Source organism: Micromonospora sp. NPDC049529 (assembly GCF_055586685.1).
In genome coordinates this window covers 173569-193836 of record NZ_JBVJHT010000016.1, presented here as the reverse complement: position 1 = coordinate 193836, position 20268 = coordinate 173569, and the positions used below count along the sequence as shown (strand labels likewise).

Annotated in this window: 17 protein-coding genes and 1 rRNA gene; 17 read left to right on the top strand and 1 reads right to left on the bottom strand. The window is 73.1% G+C overall.

Annotated features, from left to right (window positions below; genetic code table 11):
* From rrf to ACZ6QQ_RS26950, 4 genes are all read left to right on the top strand, one after another.
* Positions 1-92, top strand: a 5S ribosomal RNA gene (gene rrf, locus ACZ6QQ_RS26965); the annotation flags it as partial.
* A gap of 223 nt (positions 93-315) precedes the next feature.
* The gene (locus ACZ6QQ_RS26960; protein WP_465880040.1) at positions 316-2073 is read left to right on the top strand and encodes a hypothetical protein; all 1758 of its coding nucleotides are present in this window, start codon (positions 316-318) and stop codon (positions 2071-2073) included.
* Between the two features lie 20 nt (positions 2074-2093).
* Positions 2094-3002: a Replicase polyprotein 1ab gene (locus tag ACZ6QQ_RS26955; RefSeq protein ID WP_465880038.1), complete on the top strand. Its 909-nt coding sequence runs from the start codon at positions 2094-2096 to the stop codon at positions 3000-3002.
* Entirely contained in the window at positions 2999-4042 is a 1044-nt protein-coding gene (locus tag ACZ6QQ_RS26950) for an HAD-IIA family hydrolase (protein WP_465880037.1), read from the top strand. Before ACZ6QQ_RS26955 ends, ACZ6QQ_RS26950 begins: the two co-directional genes overlap by 4 nt.
* A gap of 87 nt (positions 4043-4129) precedes the next feature.
* Here ACZ6QQ_RS26950 and ACZ6QQ_RS26945 read toward each other — a convergent pair whose 3' ends face one another.
* Positions 4130-4468 (bottom strand): alkyl sulfatase C-terminal domain-containing protein, encoded by a 339-nt coding sequence (locus ACZ6QQ_RS26945; protein ID WP_465880036.1) that lies wholly within the window; start codon positions 4466-4468, stop codon positions 4130-4132.
* A gap of 114 nt (positions 4469-4582) precedes the next feature.
* On the opposite strand from ACZ6QQ_RS26945, the gene ACZ6QQ_RS26940 reads away from it, so the two are divergent.
* The 13 genes from ACZ6QQ_RS26940 (at position 4583) to ACZ6QQ_RS26880 (ending at position 20043) form a co-directional block, all read left to right on the top strand.
* Positions 4583-5173, top strand: coding sequence for a phasin family protein (locus ACZ6QQ_RS26940; protein ID WP_465880035.1), 591 nt, complete (start codon positions 4583-4585; stop codon positions 5171-5173).
* Positions 5170-5424: a hypothetical protein gene (locus tag ACZ6QQ_RS26935; RefSeq protein WP_465880033.1), complete on the top strand. Its 255-nt coding sequence runs from the start codon at positions 5170-5172 to the stop codon at positions 5422-5424. The genes ACZ6QQ_RS26940 and ACZ6QQ_RS26935 overlap by 4 nt, the downstream gene beginning before the upstream one ends.
* Positions 5425-5456: 32 nt before the next feature.
* A complete protein-coding gene (locus ACZ6QQ_RS26930; RefSeq protein ID WP_465880031.1) occupies positions 5457-6296 on the top strand; it encodes a TlyA family RNA methyltransferase in 840 nt (279 codons plus the stop codon).
* Positions 6293-7177, top strand: a complete 885-nt coding sequence (locus ACZ6QQ_RS26925) for an NAD kinase (protein ID WP_465880030.1) — start codon at positions 6293-6295, stop codon at positions 7175-7177. The genes ACZ6QQ_RS26930 and ACZ6QQ_RS26925 overlap by 4 nt, the downstream gene beginning before the upstream one ends.
* A 277-nt stretch (positions 7178-7454) precedes the next feature.
* A complete protein-coding gene (gene recN, locus ACZ6QQ_RS26920; protein WP_465880028.1) occupies positions 7455-9212 on the top strand; it encodes a DNA repair protein RecN in 1758 nt (585 codons plus the stop codon).
* Between the two features lie 132 nt (positions 9213-9344).
* Positions 9345-10523: a putative cytokinetic ring protein SteA gene (gene steA, locus ACZ6QQ_RS26915; protein ID WP_465880027.1), complete on the top strand. Its 1179-nt coding sequence runs from the start codon at positions 9345-9347 to the stop codon at positions 10521-10523.
* A 27-nt stretch (positions 10524-10550) separates the two neighbouring features.
* A complete protein-coding gene (locus ACZ6QQ_RS26910) occupies positions 10551-11486 on the top strand; it encodes a copper transporter (protein WP_465880026.1) in 936 nt (311 codons plus the stop codon).
* Positions 11483-12352 (top strand): hypothetical protein, encoded by an 870-nt coding sequence (locus tag ACZ6QQ_RS26905; protein WP_465880024.1) that lies wholly within the window; start codon positions 11483-11485, stop codon positions 12350-12352. Before ACZ6QQ_RS26910 ends, ACZ6QQ_RS26905 begins: the two co-directional genes overlap by 4 nt.
* A 1-nt stretch (position 12353) precedes the next feature.
* On the top strand, positions 12354-14036 hold the full coding sequence (murJ, locus tag ACZ6QQ_RS26900; protein WP_465880022.1) for a murein biosynthesis integral membrane protein MurJ: 1683 nt from the start codon (positions 12354-12356) through the stop codon (positions 14034-14036).
* On the top strand, positions 14033-15208 hold the full coding sequence (locus tag ACZ6QQ_RS26895) for a glycosyltransferase family 4 protein (RefSeq protein ID WP_465880020.1): 1176 nt from the start codon (positions 14033-14035) through the stop codon (positions 15206-15208). Before murJ ends, ACZ6QQ_RS26895 begins: the two co-directional genes overlap by 4 nt.
* A complete protein-coding gene (locus ACZ6QQ_RS26890) occupies positions 15208-17457 on the top strand; it encodes a hypothetical protein (protein ID WP_465880018.1) in 2250 nt (749 codons plus the stop codon). Before ACZ6QQ_RS26895 ends, ACZ6QQ_RS26890 begins: the two co-directional genes overlap by 1 nt.
* Positions 17458-17626: 169 nt before the next feature.
* Positions 17627-19432, top strand: coding sequence for a CTP synthase (locus ACZ6QQ_RS26885; RefSeq protein WP_465880016.1), 1806 nt, complete (start codon positions 17627-17629; stop codon positions 19430-19432).
* On the top strand, positions 19429-20043 hold the full coding sequence (locus ACZ6QQ_RS26880) for an NUDIX domain-containing protein (protein ID WP_465880015.1): 615 nt from the start codon (positions 19429-19431) through the stop codon (positions 20041-20043). Before ACZ6QQ_RS26885 ends, ACZ6QQ_RS26880 begins: the two co-directional genes overlap by 4 nt.
* The last annotated feature ends 225 nt before the right edge of the window (positions 20044-20268 follow it).

The following is a 20268-nucleotide window of genomic DNA, read 5'->3' as shown; positions in this document are numbered from 1 at the left end:
CGCCCGGTTACATTCCGAACCCGGAAGCTAAGCCCTCCAGCGCCGATGGTACTGCACTCGGGAGGGTGTGGGAGAGTAGGACGCCGCCGGACAATCTTCCAGTCGAGGGCCGCCCCATCCGGGTCGGCCCTTGACTGCGTTGTTCCGGCATGAGTGCCATGAGGAAGGATGTACCCGTGAGTTCAGGACCGCAGGGCGACGACCGTCAGCGCCGAAACGACGATCGCCCCTACCGCGACGGTGGTCGCGGCGGATCCCCGCGCCGGGATGACCGCCCGCCCTACCGGGGCGATCGGGACTCCCGTGGTGGGTCAGGTGAGCGTGGCGGCTCCGCCGGTGGCGGACAACGTGGCGGCTCCGGATCAGGAGGCGCAGGCGCCGGCGGCTACCGAGGTGGTAGCGGCCGTAGCGACGGTGGTTTCCGGTCTGGTCCGCCGCGTGAGGGTGGTTTCGGTGGTGACCGGGACTCCCGTGGTGGTTCCCGTGAGGGTGGCTTCCGAGGTGGATCTCGCGATGGCGCCGGTGGCTCCCGTGAGGGTGGCTACCGTGGCGGCCCGCGTGATGGTGGCGGTTCCGGCGGCGGTGGTTTCCGTTCCGGCCCCCCGCGTGAGGGCGGCTTCCGGTCTGGTCCGCCGCGTGAGGGTGGTTTCGGTGGCGACCGCGATTCGCGTGGTGGTTCCCGTGAGGGTGGTTTCCGTAGCGGTCCGCGTGATGGTGGCGGTTCCGGCGGCGGTGGCTACCGGTCTGGTCCGCCGCGTGAGGGTGGTTTCGGTGGTGACCGGGACTCCCGTGGTGGTTCCCGTGAGGGTGGTTTCCGTGGCGGCCCGCGTGATGGTGGCGGTTCCGGCGGCGGTGGTTTCCGTTCCGGCCCCCCGCGTGAGGGCGGCTACCGTGGCGGCCCGCGAGACGGTGCCGGCGGTGGCTCTCGTGAGGGTGGTTTCCGTTCTGGCCCCCGTGATGGTGGCGGTTCCCGTGACGGTGGTTTCCGTTCCGGCCCCCCGCGTGAGGGTGGCTACCGGTCTGGTCCGCCGCGTGAGGGTGGTTTCGGTGGTGACCGGGACTCCCGTGGTGGTTCCCGTGAGGGTGGCTTCCGAGGTGGATCTCGCGATGGCGCCGGTGGCTCCCGTGAGGGTGGCTTCCGCGGCGGCCCGCGTGATGGTGGCGGTTTCCGTGAGGGTGGCTACCGGTCTGGTCCGCCGCGTGAGGGTGGTTTCGGCGGTGACCGGGACTCCCGTGGCGGTTCCCGCGACGGTGGCTTCCGTAGCGGCCCGCGTGATGGCGGTGGCTCCCGTGACGGTGGCTACCGCTCCGGTCCGCCGCGTGAGGGTGGTTTCGGTGGCGACCGCGATTCGCGTGGTGGTTCCCGTGACGGTGGTTTCCGTAGCGGTCCGCGTGATGGTGGTGGTTCCCGTGACGGTGGTTTCCGATCCGGGCCGCGTGAGGGTGGCTACCGGTCTGGTCCGCCGCGTGAGGGTGGTTTCGGTGGCGACCGCGATTCGCGTGGTGGTTCCCGCGACGGTGGTTTCCGTAGCGGCCCCCGTGACAGTGCCGGCGGTTCCCGTGACGGCGGCTACCGCTCCGGTCCCCGTGAGGGTGGTTTCCGGTCGGGGCCCCCGCGTGAGGGTGGCTACCGGTCTGGTCCGCCGCGTGAGGGTGGTTTCGGTGGTGACCGGGACTCCCGTGGTGGTTCCCGCGACGGTGGTTTCCGTAGCGGCCCGCGTGATGGCGGTGGCTCCCGTGACGGTGGCTACCGCTCCGGTCCGCCGCGCGATGGTGCTGCCGGCGGCGACTCCCGTGGCGGTTTCCGTCGGGACCAGAATGGGCCGCGTCCGGCCAGGGACGACCGGCCGCGTCAGGATGACCGGCGGGGATCGTCGGGTCCGGCTGGGGACGGTGGCTACCGTGGCCGCGAAGGCGGCGACCGGGGCCGTGGCGAGAGTGGTCCAAACCGGTTCGACCGGGGCACGTCGCGGGATGGCGACCAGCCCGGCGGCGGCGACGCACCGGCACTGCCTGACGACATCGTCGCGACCGACCTGGACAACAGCGTACGGGCGGAACTGCTGTCGCTGACCAAGGCGGTAGCGGACACCGTGGCTCGACACCTGGTGGCCACCGGGCAACTGATCGACGAGGAGCCGGCACTTGCGCTGGCGCACGCCCTCGCTGCTCGGCGACTCGCGTCGCGTATCTCTGCGGTACGAGAGGCAGTGGGCCTCGCCGCGTACCACGCGGGGGAGTGGCAGACCGCGATCGCGGAGCTGCGCACGTACCACCGGATGAGTGGGCAGCAGACCCACCTGCCCGTACTCGCCGACTGCGAGCGGGCTCTGGGGCGGCCGGAGCGGGCCATCGACCTGTTCCGTGGGGCTGATCGCGAGTCGATGGACCCGGCACAGGCGATCGAGCTGCTGATCGTGGCCGCTGGTGCTCGGGGTGACCTGGGACAGGGCGATGCGGCGGTGGCGATGCTGCAGGTCCGCGAGCTCACCGGTGCCGTTGACGAGCCCTGGGCGGCGCGGTTGCGGTACGCGTACGCCGATGCGCTGCTCGCCGTCGGACGACGTGAGGAAGCGCGTGAGTGGTTTGCCCGTGCGGCCGACGCGGACGAGGACGCGGAGACCGACGCCGCCGAGCGTTTGCTCGAACTTGACGGCGTTGTCCTGGAAGGCGACGAAGAGGTCGACGACGAGGACGAGACTGACGAGGACCCCGCACACGCCGAAGCCGATGACGACGACGACAGCGATGACGACGATGACGACGACGACAGCGATGACGACGACGACAGCGATGACGACGACGACAGCGATGACGACGACGAAGACGACGACAGCGATGACGACGACGATGACGAAGACGACGACGACAGCGATGACGATGACGGGGTTGAGGGCGGGGCGGTGACCGAGACCGAGACCGATTCGGAGTCGGGCGCGTCGGCACGGCGTGACGACGACGAGGACAAGTCGGCGGAGCGTACGGGACCGGCCGCGTCATGAGCGTCGTCCAGGGCGAACGGCTGGTCGATGCGTACGATCTGGTCATCTTCGACCTGGACGGCGTGATCTACCTGATCGACCGGCCGATTCCGGGTGCGGTCGAGGCGGTGGCCCGGTTGCACGGCGAGGGCAAGCCGTTGGCGTACGCGACCAACAACGCGTCCCGTCGTCCGGCGGAGGTGGCCGAGTTGCTTGTCGGGCTGGGCGTCAACGCCCAGCCCGGCGAGGTGCTCACCTCCGCGGTCGCGTCGGCGGCGGCGCTCGCCGATCGTCTCCCGGCGGGTGCACCCGTGCTCGTGGTCGGCGCCGAGGCGCTGCGGGCCGAGGTTCGTGCCGTCGGGCTGGTGCCGGTCGAGCGGGCCGACGAGTCGCCGGCTGCGGTGGTCCAGGGCTACGGCCCACAGGTCGGTTGGGCTCAACTGGCCGAGGCGGCGGTGGCGATCCGGGCCGGTGCGCTCTGGATCGCCACCAACACCGACCGCACCCTGCCGAGTCCCCGGGGTCCGCTTCCCGGCAACGGCTCGTTGGTGGCGGTGCTCCGTACGGCGCTGGACCGGGAACCGGATCTTGTCGTAGGTAAGCCGGAATCCGCTCTGTTCGGTACTGCCGCGCGTCAGCACGGGGCGCACCGCCCGCTGACCGTGGGGGACCGGCTGGACACCGACATCGAAGGGGCCGGTCGGGCCGGCATGGACAGCCTGCTCGTGCTGACCGGTGTCAGCAAGGCCGCCGACCTGCTCGTCGCGCCACCATCGGCGCGGCCGACGTACGTGGCCCACGACCTGCGGGGGTTGTTCGACGCCGACGGGGTGGTCCGGCTGGACGACCTGCCGACCCCGCAGGGGAACCCGGCCGCCGTCACCGGCGACGGCTGGGAGGTCACCCTCGACGGGGTGCCCACGCTCACCGGATCCGGTCGTGCCCTGGACGCGTTGCGGCTGCTCTGCGCCGGTGCCTGGGCCGGCCACCCGACCGCCTCGGTCCGATCCGGCTCGGACGCCGCCGGTGCCGCGCTCGGTGAACTCGGCCTGACCGGCTGACCCCGGCGGGGCGCCGAGCGGCCGAGGACGTGGCGATGCTCCGATGCACCTCGCGGTCGATACCGGCCGCGAGGTGTATCGCACTGCCTAGAGCAGTTTGCGGAGTTTGAGTAGGTCGAACGGGTTGGCGTCGACCGACACCCGGCGGGCCGCGAGCGCCTTCGGGATGTCGAGCTGCCCCGCGACCAGGGCGACCAGGTCCTCGCTGGTGGTGGTCAGGGCGATCTTCGCGTCCGGATCGTCGCCGTCGGCCAGGTCCAGCAGCCGTCCGTCGCTGATCCGGCCGTGGAAGGCGTAGTCCAGGTCGCTGACTCGGCAGGCCAGGGTCCGCTCCAGGTTCGCGTGGTCCCGGACCTGGGCCGCGTTCGCATCCATCCGCGCTGCCAGGTCGTGCAACGCCTGTCGGCACTCGTCAACGCTGGCCAATGTTCAGCCTCCCTGTCGCACGCCACGCACGTTCCCCGGCACCGTACCGCACCAGGGGGTGACCAGCGCCCGGTAGCGTGAGAGCCGATAGTCCGACAGCGAAAGGATTCGGGTATGCAGGACGCGTGGCGGGCCTACCTGGAACTGGCCATGGGCGTGACCGAGTCGTCCAGGAAGCGGGCCCAGACGGTCGCCCGGAAGCTGGTCGGCCAGGGTGGTGCCACCGCCGCCCAGTTGCAGGCCCTGGCCGAGGAACTGAGGTCGACCGGGCTCGCCAACCGGGAGGCGATGACCAAACTTGTCCGGTTCGAGGTGGAGCGCGCGCTCGGTGCGGTCGGACTGGCGACGGCGGACGAGGTCGCGAGCCTGAACGAACGGGTCACCGAGCTGGAACGGGACCTGCGCGCGGCGCGGACGGCGGCAGCAGCCCCGAGCGCGGCAGCGCCCGGCGGCGCGGCTCCGGCGGCGCCCGAGAGCGCCCCCGCACCCCTGGCGAAGCAGGCGGTGGCGAAGAAAGCGGTGGCCAAGAAGGCCGTGGCGAAGACGGCGGTCGCGAACAAGGCCGCGAGCCTGGCGAAGAAGGCCGCGGCCGAACAGCCCCCGCCGGCGACCGCCAAGAAGATCGCGGCGAAGCGGCTGCCGAAGCCGGCGAAGAAGGTCACGGCGGAGAAGCTGCCGCCGGCCAGCGGCTCGGCTGCGTCGTGAGCGCCGGCCCCGTACCCGGACCGCCGCGTCCCGGCGTACCCGGGGCCTTCCGGCCGGCACCGCCCCCGGTCGCCGGCCCGGCCGACCGGGGTGGGCCGGGTCCCGCCGACGGCTCCGGGCACCCGGCGGTCGACGCGGCCCTCCAGGCCATCGCGAACGCCGCCGACCTGCCCCCGGCCGACCAGATCGCCCAGTACGAAGCCGCGCACCATACGCTTCAGGAAACCCTGGCCACCATTGACCAGGCCTGACGGAGACCCCCTTCCCACCGGAGAGCCCTCGCATGGCACGTCGCACCCGGCTTGATGCCGAACTCGTCCGCCGCGGTCTGGCCCGTTCCCGCGAGCAGGCCGCCTCGCTCGTCGAGGCCGGACGGGTCCAGGTCCGGGGGATGGCCGCCCGCAAGGTGGCGGCCATGGTCGACCCCGCGGACGCGGTCCGGGTGATCGGTGACGATCCAACCCAGGAGTACGTCTCCAGGGGCGGTCACAAGCTCGCCGGCGCGCTGGCCGCGTTCGGACCGGAGGGGCTGGCGGTGACCGGTCGACGTTGCCTGGACGCGGGCGCCTCCACCGGCGGATTCACCGACGTGCTGCTGCGCAACGGCGCGGCCGAGGTGGTCGCGGTCGACGTCGGCTACGGGCAGATCGCCTGGTCGCTGCGGAGTGACGAGCGGGTACGGCTGTTCGAGCGCACCAACGTCCGTACCCTGACGCCCGAGATCATCGATGGTCCGGTCGACCTCACCGTGGCCGACCTGTCGTTCATCTCACTGCGGCTGGTGCTGCCCGCACTGGCCGGCTGCACCAGCCCCGACGGCGACCTGGCGCTGATGGTGAAGCCGCAGTTCGAGGTCGGCCGGACCCGGGTCGGTCCGGGAGGGGTGGTGCGGGATCCGGAGCTGCGCGCCGAGGCCGTCTTCCACGTCGCCACCACCGCCGCCGAGCTCGGCCTCGGCCTGGCTGGCGTGGCGGTGAGCCCGTTGCCGGGGCCGAGTGGCAATGTGGAGTTCTTCGTCTGGCTGCGCCGGGGTGCACCACCCGCCGACGAACAGCGGGTACGCGCGGTGGTGACGGCCGGGCTGGCCGGCGACGGGCAGGCGCCCCAGGAGGAGGTCCGATGAGCCGTACGGCACTGCTCGTCACGCACACCGGACGGCGGCGCAGCACGGAGCACGCCCGTACGGTCGCCGCCGACCTCATCGCCGCCGGCTTCGAGGTACGGGTGATCGCCGAGGAGGCGGACGACCTCGACCTGCCCGGTGTGGTGCCGGTGAGCGGTGCGACCGCCGCCGAGGGCGCCGAGATCGTCTTCGCGCTCGGCGGTGACGGGACCTTCCTGCGCGCCGCCGACCTGGCCCGACCGGCCAAGGCGCCGCTGCTCGGGATCAACCTCGGCAAGGTGGGCTTCCTGGCCGAGGCGGAGATCCACGACCTCGACCTGGCCGTCCGGGACGTGGTCAGCCGGGACTACACAGTGGACGAGCGGCTCACCCTGGACGTACGGGCCGAGTTCGAGGGCGGCCCGACGATCGAGTCCTGGGCGCTCAACGAGGCGAGTGTGGAGAAGGGCGAGCGGGCCCAGATGCTGGAACTGCTGGTCGACGTCGACGGTCGACCGCTGTCTCGGTACGGCTGCGACGGGGTGGTCTGTGCCACCCCGACCGGCTCGACCGCGTACGCCTTCTCGGCCGGTGGACCGGTGGTGTGGCCGGAGGTGGAGGCGCTGCTGCTGGTGCCGATCAGCGCACACGCGCTGTTCAGCCGGCCGCTGGTGACCGCGCCGACGTCCACCTTCGTGATCACTGTGGACCCGTTCACCACCCTGGCCGTGCTCTGCTGCGACGGACGGCGGGTCTACGACCTGCCGCCGGGGGCGCGGGTGACGGTGCAGCGCGGCGTCCTGCCGGTACGGATCGTCCGGCTGCGGCCACGGCCGTTCACCGACCGGCTGGTCGCCAAGTTCGGCCTGCCGGTGCAGGGTTGGCGCGGCGGTCGCCGCTGACGGAGCCGACCGCTCCGGTTTCCACCAACCTCGGGGCGTGTTCTCAACAGCCTGATGAAACAGGCACTTGTCATCTTCCGGACTTCGTCCGGCCGTGGGGGTCACGCAGTGGCGTGCTGACCTGACACAGCGCTGCCCGATCGGGTCGCCGCCGGGTGTCGGCGCGCGACGCGCCGACGTTTCGTCGCGCTCGGACCCGGTCCCGTCGGCGACCGCGCGGGTCGATGCCGCCCGTCGGGTGGTCAAGTGTCGGGCCCCGCCACTACTGTCGGGTGCTGTGCTGGAAGAGCTTCGCATCACCGGGTTGGGCGTCATCGAGGACACCACACTGCCACTGACCAGTGGCATGAATGTCATCACGGGCGAGACGGGCGCGGGCAAGACGATGGTGGTGACCGGTCTCGGGCTGCTGTTCGGCGGCCGGGCCGACGCGGGGCGGGTCCGGGCCGACCCCGGACGGGCGCTGGTCGAGGGGCGGCTGCGGCTGACCGAGCCGACCGCGACCGCAGTGCACACCCGGATCATCGACGCCGGTGGTGAACCGGACGACGACGGGGCGGTCCTGCTCAGTCGTACGGTCACTGTCGAGGGGCGGTCGCGGGCCCACGTCGGCGGTCGGAGCATGCCGGTGGCGATGCTGACCGAGATCGGCGAGCAGGTGGTGGCCGTACACGGGCAGTCCGACCAGCTGCGCCTGCTCCGACCGGCCGAACAGCGCGCCTCACTGGACCGGTTCGGCGGCCCCGAGCACGAGAAGCTGCTCGACGCCCTGCGGGAGACCTACACCCAGTGGCGCCGGGTCGCCGACGACCTGGCCGACCGGCGGCGCAACGCCCGCGAGCGCAACCAGGAGGCGGACCTGCTCCGGCTCGGGTTGGACGAGATCACCCGGGTGGACCCGCAGGTCGGCGAGGACGACGACCTCAAGGCCGAGGCGCAGCGGCTGGAGCACGCCGAGGGGCTGCGGACCGCCGCCCAGCTCGCGCACCAGTGCGTCGCCGGTGGCACCGAGCCGGCGGACGAGACCCCGGACGTGACCGCGCTGTTGGGCACCGCCCGCCGCACGCTGGAGGCACAGGCCGGCGTCGACCGTACGCTCGGGGAGCTGGCCGGCCGGCTGGCCGAGGTGGCGACCCTGGTCGGGGACGTCTCCGCCGAGCTGTCCGGTTACCTCGCCAGCCTGGACGCCGACCCGGCCCGACTGGAAGTGATCTACGAGCGGCGGGCCGCGCTGCGCGGGCTGACCCGCAAGTACGCCGACGACGTCGACGGGGTGGTCGCCTGGGCGGAACGGGCCCGCACCCGCCTGTCCGAGTTGGACAGCTCGGACGACCTGCTGGAGGAGTTGGACCGGGAGCGGCTGCGCCTGGCCGGTGAGGTGGCCGAGCTGGCCGCCCGGCTGTCGGCGGCCCGGCGCGAGGCGGCGGTCCGCTTCGCCGAGCAGGTCAGTGTCGAGCTGGCCGGCCTGGCCATGCCGCACGCCCGGATCGAGGTGGCGGTGCTGCCCCGGCCGGTCGGGCGCACGGAACCGGCGCTGACGGTCAACGGGGTCGAGGTCGGTGTCGGGCCGGACGGCGCCGACGAGGTCGAACTGCGGCTGCTGGCCCATCCGGGAGCGCCCTCGCTGCCGTTGCAGCGCGGAGCCTCCGGCGGTGAGCTGTCCCGGGTCATGCTGGCGATCGAGGTGGTGTTCGCCGGCTCCGGTGGACCGCCCACGCTGGTCTTCGACGAGGTCGACGCGGGCGTCGGCGGGCAGGCGGCGGTGGAGATCGGGCGTCGGCTGGCCCGGTTGGCGCGCAGCCACCAGGTGCTGGTGGTGACCCACCTGCCGCAGGTCGCGGCGTTCGCCGACCGGCATCTGGTGGTCCAGAAGGACACCGGCGGCGCGGTGACGACCAGTGGGGTCCGCGTGGTGGAGGACACCGACCGGGCCCGGGAGCTGGCCCGGATGCTCGCGGGTTTGCCGGACTCGGATCTGGGTATCGCCCACGCCGAGGAACTGTTGGCCGTGGCGGCCAGGGACCGCCGCCCGTAGCGGGGAAATATGTGACATCTGGCACATCGTTTCGGCAACGGGTGTGCTTCCCGGAGCTAACGACCTGCTTGCGGCCCTGCTCAAGCATGTCGCGACCAATAAGTCGTGCTCGCGCATGCCAGGATGGTCCCGATGCGTCTACCCATCTTGCGCCGAACCCGGAGCGCGGAACCCGGCATCGTCGTGGGCACCGCCCGCCTCGATCGCCGGACCAAGCGCCTGGTCGGTCGTCTGCGCCCAGGCGAGATCGCGGTGATCGACCACGTCGACCTTGACCGGGTCGCGGCCGACTCGCTGGTCGCGGTCGGTGTCGCCGCCGTGCTCAACGCGAAGCCGTCGGTCTCCGGCCGCTACCCCAACCTCGGCCCCGAGGTGCTGGTCAAGGCCGGCATCCCGCTCCTCGACGACCTGGGGGAGGACGTCTTCCAACTGGTCCGGGAGGGCGACACGGTCCGGATCGACGGCAACACCGTGTTCATCGGCGACGAGCCGATCGCGCACGGTGGCCGGCAGGACCCGGAAACCGTCGCCAAGGCGATGGCCGACGCGCGGGAGGGACTCTCCGTGCAGTTGGAGGCCTTCGCCGCGAACACCATGGACTACCTCAAGCAGGAACGCGACCTGCTGCTCGACGGGGTCGGGCTGCCCGACATCGAGACCTCCATGCGGGGTCGGCACTGCCTGATCGTCGTACGCGGCTACGACTACAAGGCCGACCTCGACGTGCTGCGGCCGTACATCCGGGAGTTCAAGCCGGTGCTGATCGGCGTCGACGGGGGCGCGGACGCGCTGGTCGAGGCCGGATACACGCCGGACATGATCATCGGTGACATGGACTCGGTGACCGACGACGTACTGCGCTGCGGCGCCGAGGTCATCGTGCACGCGTACCCGGACGGGCGCGCACCCGGCCTGGCCCGGGTGCAGCAGCTCGGGGTCGCCGCGACCACCTTCCCGGCCGCCGCCACCAGCGAGGACCTCGCGATGCTGCTCGCCGACGGCAAGGGCGCCTCGCTGATCGTCGCGGTCGGCACCCACGCCACCCTGGTCGAGTTCCTGGACAAGGGCCGGGGCGGCATGGCCTCGACGTTCCTCACCCGGCTCAAGGTCGGTGGCAAGATGGTCGATGCCAAGGGGGTGAGCCGGCTCTACCGGCAGAACATCTCCGGCTCGTCGCTGCTGCTGCTGGTCCTCTCCGCGGTGGCCGCGATGGCCTCCGCGGTGGCGGTCTCGACCGTCGGCAAGGCCTATCTCGGGGTGGTCTCCGAGTGGTGGGACAATCTGGTCTTCCAGCTCGGGCAGCTGTTCTAGGCCGTCCACGATCAAGGGGCTGTAAGCGTGATCAATTTTCGGTACCACGTGGTCTCCCTCACCGCGGTGTTCCTCGCCCTGGCGATCGGACTGGTGGTCGGTACGGCGGCACTCAACGGTCCGGTCGCCGACTCGCTCAGCGCCAACGTCAACGAGCTGCGCAAGGACAACCAGCAGTTGCGGGAGACCGTCGGCAGCCTCCAGGAGGAGGTCACCCGGGAGGAGGACTTCGCCCGAGAGTCGGCGCCGCGCCTGCTCGGCGGCACCCTCACCGACCGCCGGCTGCTCATCCTCACCCTGCCCAGCGGGGAGAAACACGTCGACGGGGTGATCGAGATGCTCCGGCAGACCGGAGCCACCATCACCGGCCGGATCGACCTCCAGGACAAGTTCGTCAACCCCGACAACAGCGTCGACCTGCTCGGGCTCGCCGAACGCTCCGCCAAGCCCACGGTGCCGGCCAACGGCCTGCCAGGCAACAGCAACGGCGTCGAGACCTCCAGCGCCTTCCTCGCCGGTGCCGTGCTCGACCGCCCCGACGGGATCACGGTCACCGACGCCGACCGTCGGGCCGTGCTCGACGCGTACAGCAACGCCGGGTACCTGACCGTCGGTGACAAGGTCACCGGGCCGGCCGAGGCGGTCGTGCTGGTCAGCGGGCAGCCGTACGTCGACCGCGACTCCGCACAGAAGGACCAGGCCGTGGTGACCATGACCGAACAGTTCGACAAAACGGTCCCGCTGATCGTCGCCGGCAGCGGCACCAGCGCCGGAAACGTCGTCGCGGCCGTCCGCGACGACCCGGCACTCGCCAAGACGATCTCCACCGTCGACCACGCCAACACCCTCCAGGGACAGGTGGTCACCGCGCTGGCGGCGATCGAGCAGATCGTCAGCAAGAAGTCCGGCCAGTACGGCCTCGGCGCCGGCGCCACCTCCCTCCTGCCCCAACTGCCCAAGTGAGCGGCCAGCGGAGGGCCGGCCGCCGCTGGGTGGCCGGCGGTGCGGCGTTGGCCGCCCGGATCGCCCTGCGCGGCGTCACCGGCCTACCGGTGGCACCGACCCTGGAACGGACCAACTTCCGTGGCCGCACGGTCACCCTCGCCGGTGGGCCGGCGCTCGCCGCCGCCGCGTCCACGGCCGCCGCAGTGGGAGCGCCCAGTGCCCCGGCCGCGGCCGCCGCCCTGGTCGCCGGTCTCGGCTCCGGCGCCGTCGGGCTCTACGACGACGTCGTCGGCAACCGGCCCGAACAGAAAGCCGCCAAGGGCTTCGCCGGACACGTCGGCGCCCTGCGCGAGGGGCGGGTCACCAGCGGCCTGGTCAAGGTCGCCGGTGTCGGCGCCGCCGGCCTGGCCGCCGCCGCCCTGCTCGCCGCCGACCCGACCGTACGGGCCCGGCGGTCCCGACGCGGCCGGTTCGGTGTCGCCGCCGACGTGCTGCTCGGCGCCGGGGTGATCGCCGGCACGGCGAACCTGCTCAACCTGCTCGACCTGCGCCCCGGCCGGGCCCTCAAGTCCGGGCTCCTGCTCGGCACCCCGCTGCTGCCCGGCCCGACCGGTGGGCTCGCCGCCGGTGCGGTCGGCGCCGCCGCCGGACTGCTGCCGGCCGACCTGAACGAGGAGATCATGCTCGGCGACAGCGGGGCCAACGCCCTGGGCGCCCTGCTCGGGGTGGCACTGGCCGCCCGTACCGGGCCGGTGGGGCGGGCCGGCATCCTGGCCGCCCTGGTCGCGCTGACCGCCGCCAGCGAGAAGGTCAGCTTCACCCAGGTGATCCAGAACACCCGAGGGCTGCGCGAGCTGGACGCCCTGGGCCGGCGACCCTCCTGACGTGGCGGCACCGGCACCCCTCGCCGGCGCCGGCCGGGTCGCCGGGGCCGCCGCGCTCATCGCCGTACTCACCGTGGCCAGCCGGCTGGCGGGCTTCGGTCGTACCGGAATCTTCACCTGGGTGGTCGGCAGGACGGACCTCGGCGGCGTCTACGTCGTCGCGAACACCGTGCCGAACATCGTCTTCGAGATCGTCGCCGGTGGGGCGCTGGCCAGCCTCGTCGTACCGCTGCTGGCCGGCGCGGTCGCGGCCGGTGACCGGCGCGCGGTCGCGCAGACCACCGGGGCGCTGCTGACCTGGACGGTGACCCTGCTGGTGCCGCTCGCGGTGCTGGTGGCGGTCTTCGCCGGGCCGATCGTGTCGCTGATCATCGGCGACCCGACTCCGGAGCAACGCGTCGCCGGGGCCCGGATGCTCCAGGTCTTCGCCCCACAACTGCCGCTGTACGGGATCGGCATCGTGCTCACCGGTGTGCTCCAGGCGCACCGGCGGTTCGCCTGGCCGGTGCTCGCCCCGCTGCTGTCCAGCCTCACCGTGATCGGCGTCTACCTGCTCTTCGGCGGCGTCGAGGGCCGGCACGGCTCGATCGCCGAGGTGGACGTGAGCGGGCAGCTCATCCTGTCGGTCGGCACCACCCTCGGCGTCGTCGTCCTCTCCGGCTGCCTGATCATCCCGGTGAGCCGGCTGCGCCTGCGGCCGCGACCCGGCTACGGCTTCAGCGCCGAGAACCGGCGCCGGATCGGCGGGCTCGCCCTCGCCGGGGCGGTGACCGTCACCGGACAGCAGATCGCCCTGCTGGTCATGCTCCGGCTCGCCGCCGACGCACAGGTCGACAACCCGGTGGTGCTCAACCTCGCCCAGACCATGTACCTGCTGCCCTGGGCGGTGCTGGCGGTGCCGCTGGCGGTGGCGGCGTACCCGACCCTGGTCGCCGCGTACGCCGAGCGGGATGAGGAGACGTTCCGGCGTACCCTCGCCCCGACCACCCGCGGGGTGCTGCTGCTGAGCTGCCTCGGCGCGGCAGCACTGGTCGCCACCGCCGAACCGGTCGCCCGGTTCTTCGACTTCGGCACCTCCTCCGCCGCCGCGATCGCCGGATTCGGGCCGGGCCTGCTCGGCTACGGCGTCTTCGCCGTCCTGTCCCGCGCCCTGTACGCCCGAGGCGACAACCGGGCGGCGGCGGCCGGCACCGCCGCCGGCTGGTTGGTCGTACCGGTCGCCGCGGTGCTGCTGTCCTGGCTCCTGCCGGACGCCGACCGGCTGGTCGCGGTCACCTCCGCCAACTCCGTCGGCATGCTCGTCCTCGGTGCCCTGCTGGTCGTGGTGGTGGCCCGCCGGGCCGGTCGGTCGATGCTGGACGGGCTGGCCCGGTCGGGCCTGGTCGGCCTCGCCGCCGGTGCCGCCGCGACCCTGGCCGGTATCGCGGTGCTCCGATGGCTGCCCGGACTGTTCGCCGGCACCCCGGCGAAGGTGGACGCGCTGCTGCAGGGCATGCTGTCCGGAGTTGTCGTGGGGGTGGTGTTCGTCGCCGTGGCCTACCCGCTGGACCGGCACGACGTACGACCGATGATCGGTTCGGTGGGACGCCGGCTGGGCCGGCTGGCCCGCCGCCGACGATCCGGTGACGGCCCCAACGGCCCCCGGCCCGGCCGGGGAGACGCAAAGGAGACGGTGTCGGGGTGAGCGCGAGGAGCGAGCGTTCCGGGGCGGCCGACGCGGGCTGGGGCGGTTGCGTGGTCCTGGTCCTCGCCTCCAGCACCGGAGGCGTCGGCCAGCACGTCACCTCGCTCGCCCGTGGACTGGTCGCGGGCGGTGCCACGGTCATCGTCTGCGGGCCCGCAGCGACCGAGGCGCAGTTCGCCTTCACCGCCACCGGGGCCCGGTTCGTCCCGGTCGAGATCCCCGCCAACCCGACCCCGGCCGACGCCCGCGCGGTCGCCGCACTGCGCCGGGTGCTCGCCGGCCCGGTCGACGTGGTGCACGCCCACGGCCTGCGCGCCGGCCTGGTCGCGGTGCTCGCCCGGCCGACCCCGCCGCTCGTGGTCACCTGGCACAACGCGGTCCTCGCCGGTGGGCTGCGCGGACGTGTCTCCCGCTGGGTGGAACGGATCGTCGCCCGGCGGGCCCGGGTCGCCCTCGGCGCCTCCGCCGACCTGGTCGAGCGGGCCGCCGCGCTTGGCGCCCCGGACGCCCGGCTGGCCCCGGTCGCCGCGCCGACCCTGCCGGCCCCGGCCCGCAGCCGGGCGGCCGTACGGGCCGAGTTCGGGGTGGCGGCCGACCAACCGCTGCTGCTGTCGGTCGGTCGGCTGCACCCGCAGAAGCGGTACGACGTACTGGCGGAGGCCGCAGCGCGGTGGCGTGACCTCGACCCACCCCCGGTGGTGCTGATCGCCGGCAGTGGCCCGTCCTACCTCCCGCTGGCCGCCCACATCTCCGAGGTGCGCGCCCCGATCACCCTGCTCGGGCACCGTACCGACGTCGCCGACCTGCTGGCCGGGGCCGATCTCGCCCTGGTGACCAGTGACTGGGAGGCGCGGCAACTGTTCACCCAGGAGGCGCTGCACAACGGCGTACCGCTGGTGGCGACCTCCGTCGGCGGCATCCCCGAACTGGTCGGGGACGCGGCCGTACTGGTGCCCGCCGGTGACATCGACGCCCTCGACCGGGCCGTGCGCGACCTGCTCGCCGACGACGGACGCCGGGCCGACCTGAGCCGGCGGGGGAGGACCCGGGCCGCGACCTGGCCCACCGAGGAGCAGACCGTCGCCGAGGTCGCCGCCCTCTACGCCGAACTGGCACCCGCCTCGGCGAGGCCGTCGGACACGTCGGCCGCCGGCGACCACGGGCGCGGCTGATGCTGCGTCGACTCGTGCCGGTGCTGCTGACCGTGGTCGTCGTCGTGTCGGCCGTGGCGGCGCTGGTGGTCCGGCCGGCCGGTGGCGCCCCGCAGCGCACCGCCGACTACGTGGTGGTGGCCGGGGTGGCGGGACTGCGCTGGGAGGACGTCAGCCCGCAGACCACGCCGACCCTGTGGCGGATGGCCGAGCGGGGATCGATCGGCTCGCTGTCGGTGCGGTCCGGGCGGCAGCCGACCTGCCCGGTGGACGGCTGGCTGACCCTCGGCGCCGGCAACTACGCCGCCTGGGACGGCACGCCGGTCACCGGCGACTGTACGGCGCCGCAGGTGACCGTCGAGCAGCCGGACGGCATCGGCGCCAACCTGCCCGGTCAGCAGGCCGCCGTGCGTTACAACAAGGAACGGCAACCCTGGGGGGCGATCCCCGGCGCGTTGGCCGAGTCGGTCCGGTGCACCGTCGCGGTCGGTCCCGGCGCCGCGGTCGCCGCCGCCCGTCCGTTCGGCCGGGTCGACCGGTACGCCCCGACGCTGCCGGCGAACCCCGCCGAACTGCTCGCCTCGTGCGTGCTCAGCATCGTCGACCTGGGTGCCGTCACCGGCGACGACCCGGTCGTACGCGCCGCCGCCGCCCGCCGCGCCGACACCGCGCTGGCCCGGGTGCTGGCGGCCCGACCCGCCCGCTCGCTGGTCCTGGTGGCGGGCATCTCCGACACCGACCAGACGTCCCGGCTGCACGTCGCGGTCGCCGACGGCCCCGGCTGGTCCGGCGGCTGGCTCACCTCCTCCGGCACCGGCCGGGACGGCTACGTGCAGCTCATCGACCTGGCGCCGACGGCGTTGGCGGCCGTCGGCCGGCCGATGCCGGAGCGGCTCTTCCTCGGCCAGGCGGCGACCACCTCACCCGGTCGCCCGTCGGACCTGGCCACGGCGATCGCCCGACCGGCCGACGCGGACCGGGAGGCCGGCGCGCAGCGGCGGGTGGCGAGCTGGTTCTTCGCCCTGCTGGCCGGCTTCCAGACCCTGCTCGCCATCGCGGTGCTGCCGCTGCTGCGGCGGGCCCGTCGCCGGGCCGGTCCGGTCGGTCCCACCCCGGTCTCCCGCCGGGTCGTCGCGGTGGTCGAGGTGCTGCTCATCGCCGCCGCGCTGGCGATCCCGGCGGCGCTGGTCGCCGACGCGGTGCCCTGGTGGCGGGCGGACCACGGCGGCCTGTACTTCGGGCTGGTCACGGTCGTGGTCCTCGGGATCGGCACCGCCGCGGTCCGGCTGGCCGGGATCTACGGGCGCACGCTGGGTCCGATGGGCAGCGTCGCCGGGTTGGCCGCGCTGGTCGTCGGGGTGGACGTGGTGACCGGCGCCCGGTTGCAGCTCAACGGGGTGGCCGGCTACTCCGCCCTGGCCGGCGGCCGGTACGCCGGGCTCGGCACCGTCGGGCTCGGGGTGTTCGTCGCCGGCATCCTGCTCACCGCCGGTTGCCTGGCGCAGCAGGTACGCCGCAGCTGGCGGCCGGCGATCGTGGTGCTGGTCGGCGGGATCGGGTTGGTCGTGATCGGCAGCCCGTACCTCGGTGCGGACTCGGTCGGCGCGGTCGCGCTCACCGCCGGGGTCTGCATCGCCGCGGCGATGAGCACCGGCGGCTGGCTGACCCTGGGCCGGCTGGCCTGGGCGACCCTGGCCGGGCTCGCGGTGACGATCGGTTTCGCCGTACTCGACATGCGCCGGCCGGACGGCCAGCAGGGGAGCCTGGGCCGGTTCCTGGGTGCGGTCGCGGACGGTACGAGCGGCCTGACCGTGCACCGCTCCGGCACGGCGAACCTGGACGCGCTGTTCGGCAGCCCGTTGACCGTACTCGCGCTGGTCGGGGCGGTGCTGGTGTGGTTCGCCCTGCTGCGGCCCTGGGGCGGGCTCAAGCGCCTGTTCGGGATCTATCCGGCGATCCGCGCCGGGATGGCCGGGATCGCCGTCGCCGCGCTGATCGGCGGGCTGCTCGGCGGTTCGGCACTGAACGTCGCCGGGGCCGCCGCCGCGCTGGCCGTACCGCTGGCGGCGCTGGCCGCGCTGCGGGTGCTCGACCACGCGGCCGACCGTACCCAGCCGACGTTCGACGGGTCGGCCGAGTTCGGTCGGACCCCGGTCGAGCCGCCACCGCCGGCCCCGGCCGGAAAGGCCACGGCCCAGGCGCCCCGGACACCGCCGACGGGCGCCGCCGACGTCCTGCCGCCGGGCTCGGCCGAGGCGAGCCGGTCCTAGGCACGCCGGTCCGCTCCGGGCGGATTGGTCCCGGTCGCGGCGGTGGGTGGGTGCGACCGGCGGACCCGGCCGCAATGGTGTTACCGTGGAATCCCGTGGATCGCGTGATCATTTTCCTGATCAACACGACGGTCTGCACGACCGCAACGGACGACCACGGGAGCAGGCGTTGGCCCCATCAGCACGGACGACCAAGCACATTTTCGTCACCGGGGGCGTCGCCTCCTCGCTCGGCAAGGGCCTGACCGCCTCCAGCCTCGGCAATCTGCTCACCGCGCGCGGTCTGCGGGTGGTGATGCAGAAGCTGGACCCGTACCTCAACGTCGACCCGGGCACGATGAACCCGTTCCAGCACGGTGAGGTGTTCGTCACCGACGACGGTGCCGAGACGGATCTCGACGTCGGCCACTACGAGCGGTTCCTCGACCGGGCGCTGTCCGGCAAGGCGAACGTCACCACCGGGCAGATCTACTCGGCGGTGATCGCCAAGGAGCGGCGCGGGGAGTACCTCGGCGACACCGTCCAGGTGATCCCGCACATCACCAACGAGATCAAGGCCCGGATCCGGTCGATGGCCGACGCCGACGAGGACGGCCGTACGCCGGACGTGGTGATCACCGAGGTCGGCGGCACGGTCGGCGACATCGAGTCGCTGCCGTTCCTGGAGGCGATCCGTCAGGTACGCCACGACATCGGTCGGGACAACTGCTTCTACCTGCACGTCTCGCTGGTGCCGTACCTGGCGCCGTCGGGCGAGCTGAAGACCAAGCCGACCCAGCACTCGGTGGCGGCGCTGCGCAACATCGGCATCCAGCCGGACGCCATCGTCTGCCGCTCGGACCGGGAGATCCCGGACACGCTCAAGCACAAGCTGTCGCTCTACTGCGACGTCGACCGGGAGGCGGTCATCGCCGCCCCGGACGCGCCGAGCATCTACGACATCCCGAAGGTGCTGCACAACGAGGGCCTCGACGCGTACGTCGTCCGCCGGCTCGGGCTCTCCTTCCGGGACGTGGCCTGGCACGGCTGGGACGACCTGCTGGAGCGGGTGCACCACCCGCACCACACCGTCAAGGTCGCCCTGGTCGGCAAGTACGTCGACCTGCCGGACGCGTACCTGTCGGTGAGCGAGGCGATCCGGGCCGCCGGATTCGGTCACCGGGCGCGGGTGGAGCTGCGCTGGGTGCCCAGTGACGAGTGCGTCAGCCCGTCCGGTGCCGCCGCGGCACTGGCCGGCGTGGACGGGATCGTCATTCCCGGCGGCTTCGGCGTACGCGGCATCGAGGGCAAGATCGGCGCCTCCCGGTACGCCCGCGAGAACGGGATCCCGATCCTCGGGCTCTGCCTCGGCCTGCAGTGCATGACCATCGAGGTGGCCCGCCACCTCGGCGGGTTGGAGGGGGCGAACTCGTTGGAGTTCGACGAGCAGGCCCGCCACCCGGTGATCGCCACCATGGCCGACCAGGAGGACATCGTCGCCGGCAAGGGGGACCTGGGCGGCACCATGCGGCTGGGCGCGTACCCGGCCCGGCTCGCCGAGGGGTCGATCGTGGCCCAGGCGTACGGCGACACCGAGGTCAGCGAGCGGCACCGGCACCGGTACGAGGTGAACAACGCCTACCGGGACGCGCTCACCAGGGCCGGTCTGCAGATCTCCGGCACCTCGCCGGACGGCCGGCTGGTCGAGTTCGTCGAACTCGACCGGACGCTGCACCCGTTCTTCGTGGCGACCCAGGCGCATCCGGAGCTGAAGAGCCGGCCGACCCGGCCGCATCCGCTGTTCGCCGCGTTCGTCGGTGCGGTCGTCGCGTACTCCGCCGCCGACCAGCTCCCGGTGGAGTTGGGCGGACCGGCCGTCGTCGCGGTGGCCGAGCCGGCCACGGTCGCCGGGGAGACCGGCGAGCCGGCGACGCAGGCTCCGCGCGCCGCCCAGAACGGCACGGGGCGCTCGGCGAAGGCACGGTCGACCTCGTGACCGCCCCGACGGCCGGCGAGCACCACTACGAGGTGCGGTCCCGTACCGAACGCTTCACCGGGCCGATCTTCTCCGTCGTCACCGACGAGGTCACCATGCCCGGCGGCGAGGTGGCCGCCCGTGACTACGTACGGCACGTGGGCGCGGTCGGGGTGGTCGCGCTCGACGACGAGGACCGGGTGGTGCTGATCCAGCAGTACCGGCACCCCGTCGGCCGGCGGCTCTGGGAGTTGCCCGCCGGCCTGGTCGACGTGGCGGGGGAGGCGCTGCCGGCGGCGGCCCTGCGCGAGCTGGCCGAGGAGGTCGACCTCGCCGCCGGCCAGATCGACCTCCTGGTCGACCTGCACACCTCACCGGGTGCCTCGACCGAGCTGATCCGGATCTTCCTGGCCCGGCAGCTCGCCGAGGTGCCGGCGGAGCGGCGGCACGAACGCCACAACGAGGAGGCGGACATGCGGGCGGTCCGGGTCGACCTCGACCGGGCCGTCGCGATGGTGCTGGCCGGCGAGATCACCAACGCGGCCTGCGTCGCCGGTGTGCTCGCCGCGGCTCGGGCCCGCGACGCCGGCTGGGCCCCGTTGCGCCCGGCCGACGCCCCACTACCCGGCTGACCGCCCGGTCAGGACCCCGGTCCGGCAAGCCCCACCCGGAGCCCGTTGCGGACGCGTGATCCGGACGCGTGATCCGAATGCTTGATCTGGAGTAAGCCGGTTCCCGCCGTCGTTGGACGAGATGGCGGGGACCGGCTTTCCGGTGTCCGCGTCGATGTGGTGGGCGTGCCGGCGTCGGTACGGCTGACACATCGTCAAGATCCACCGTCACTGGCTGTCACACTG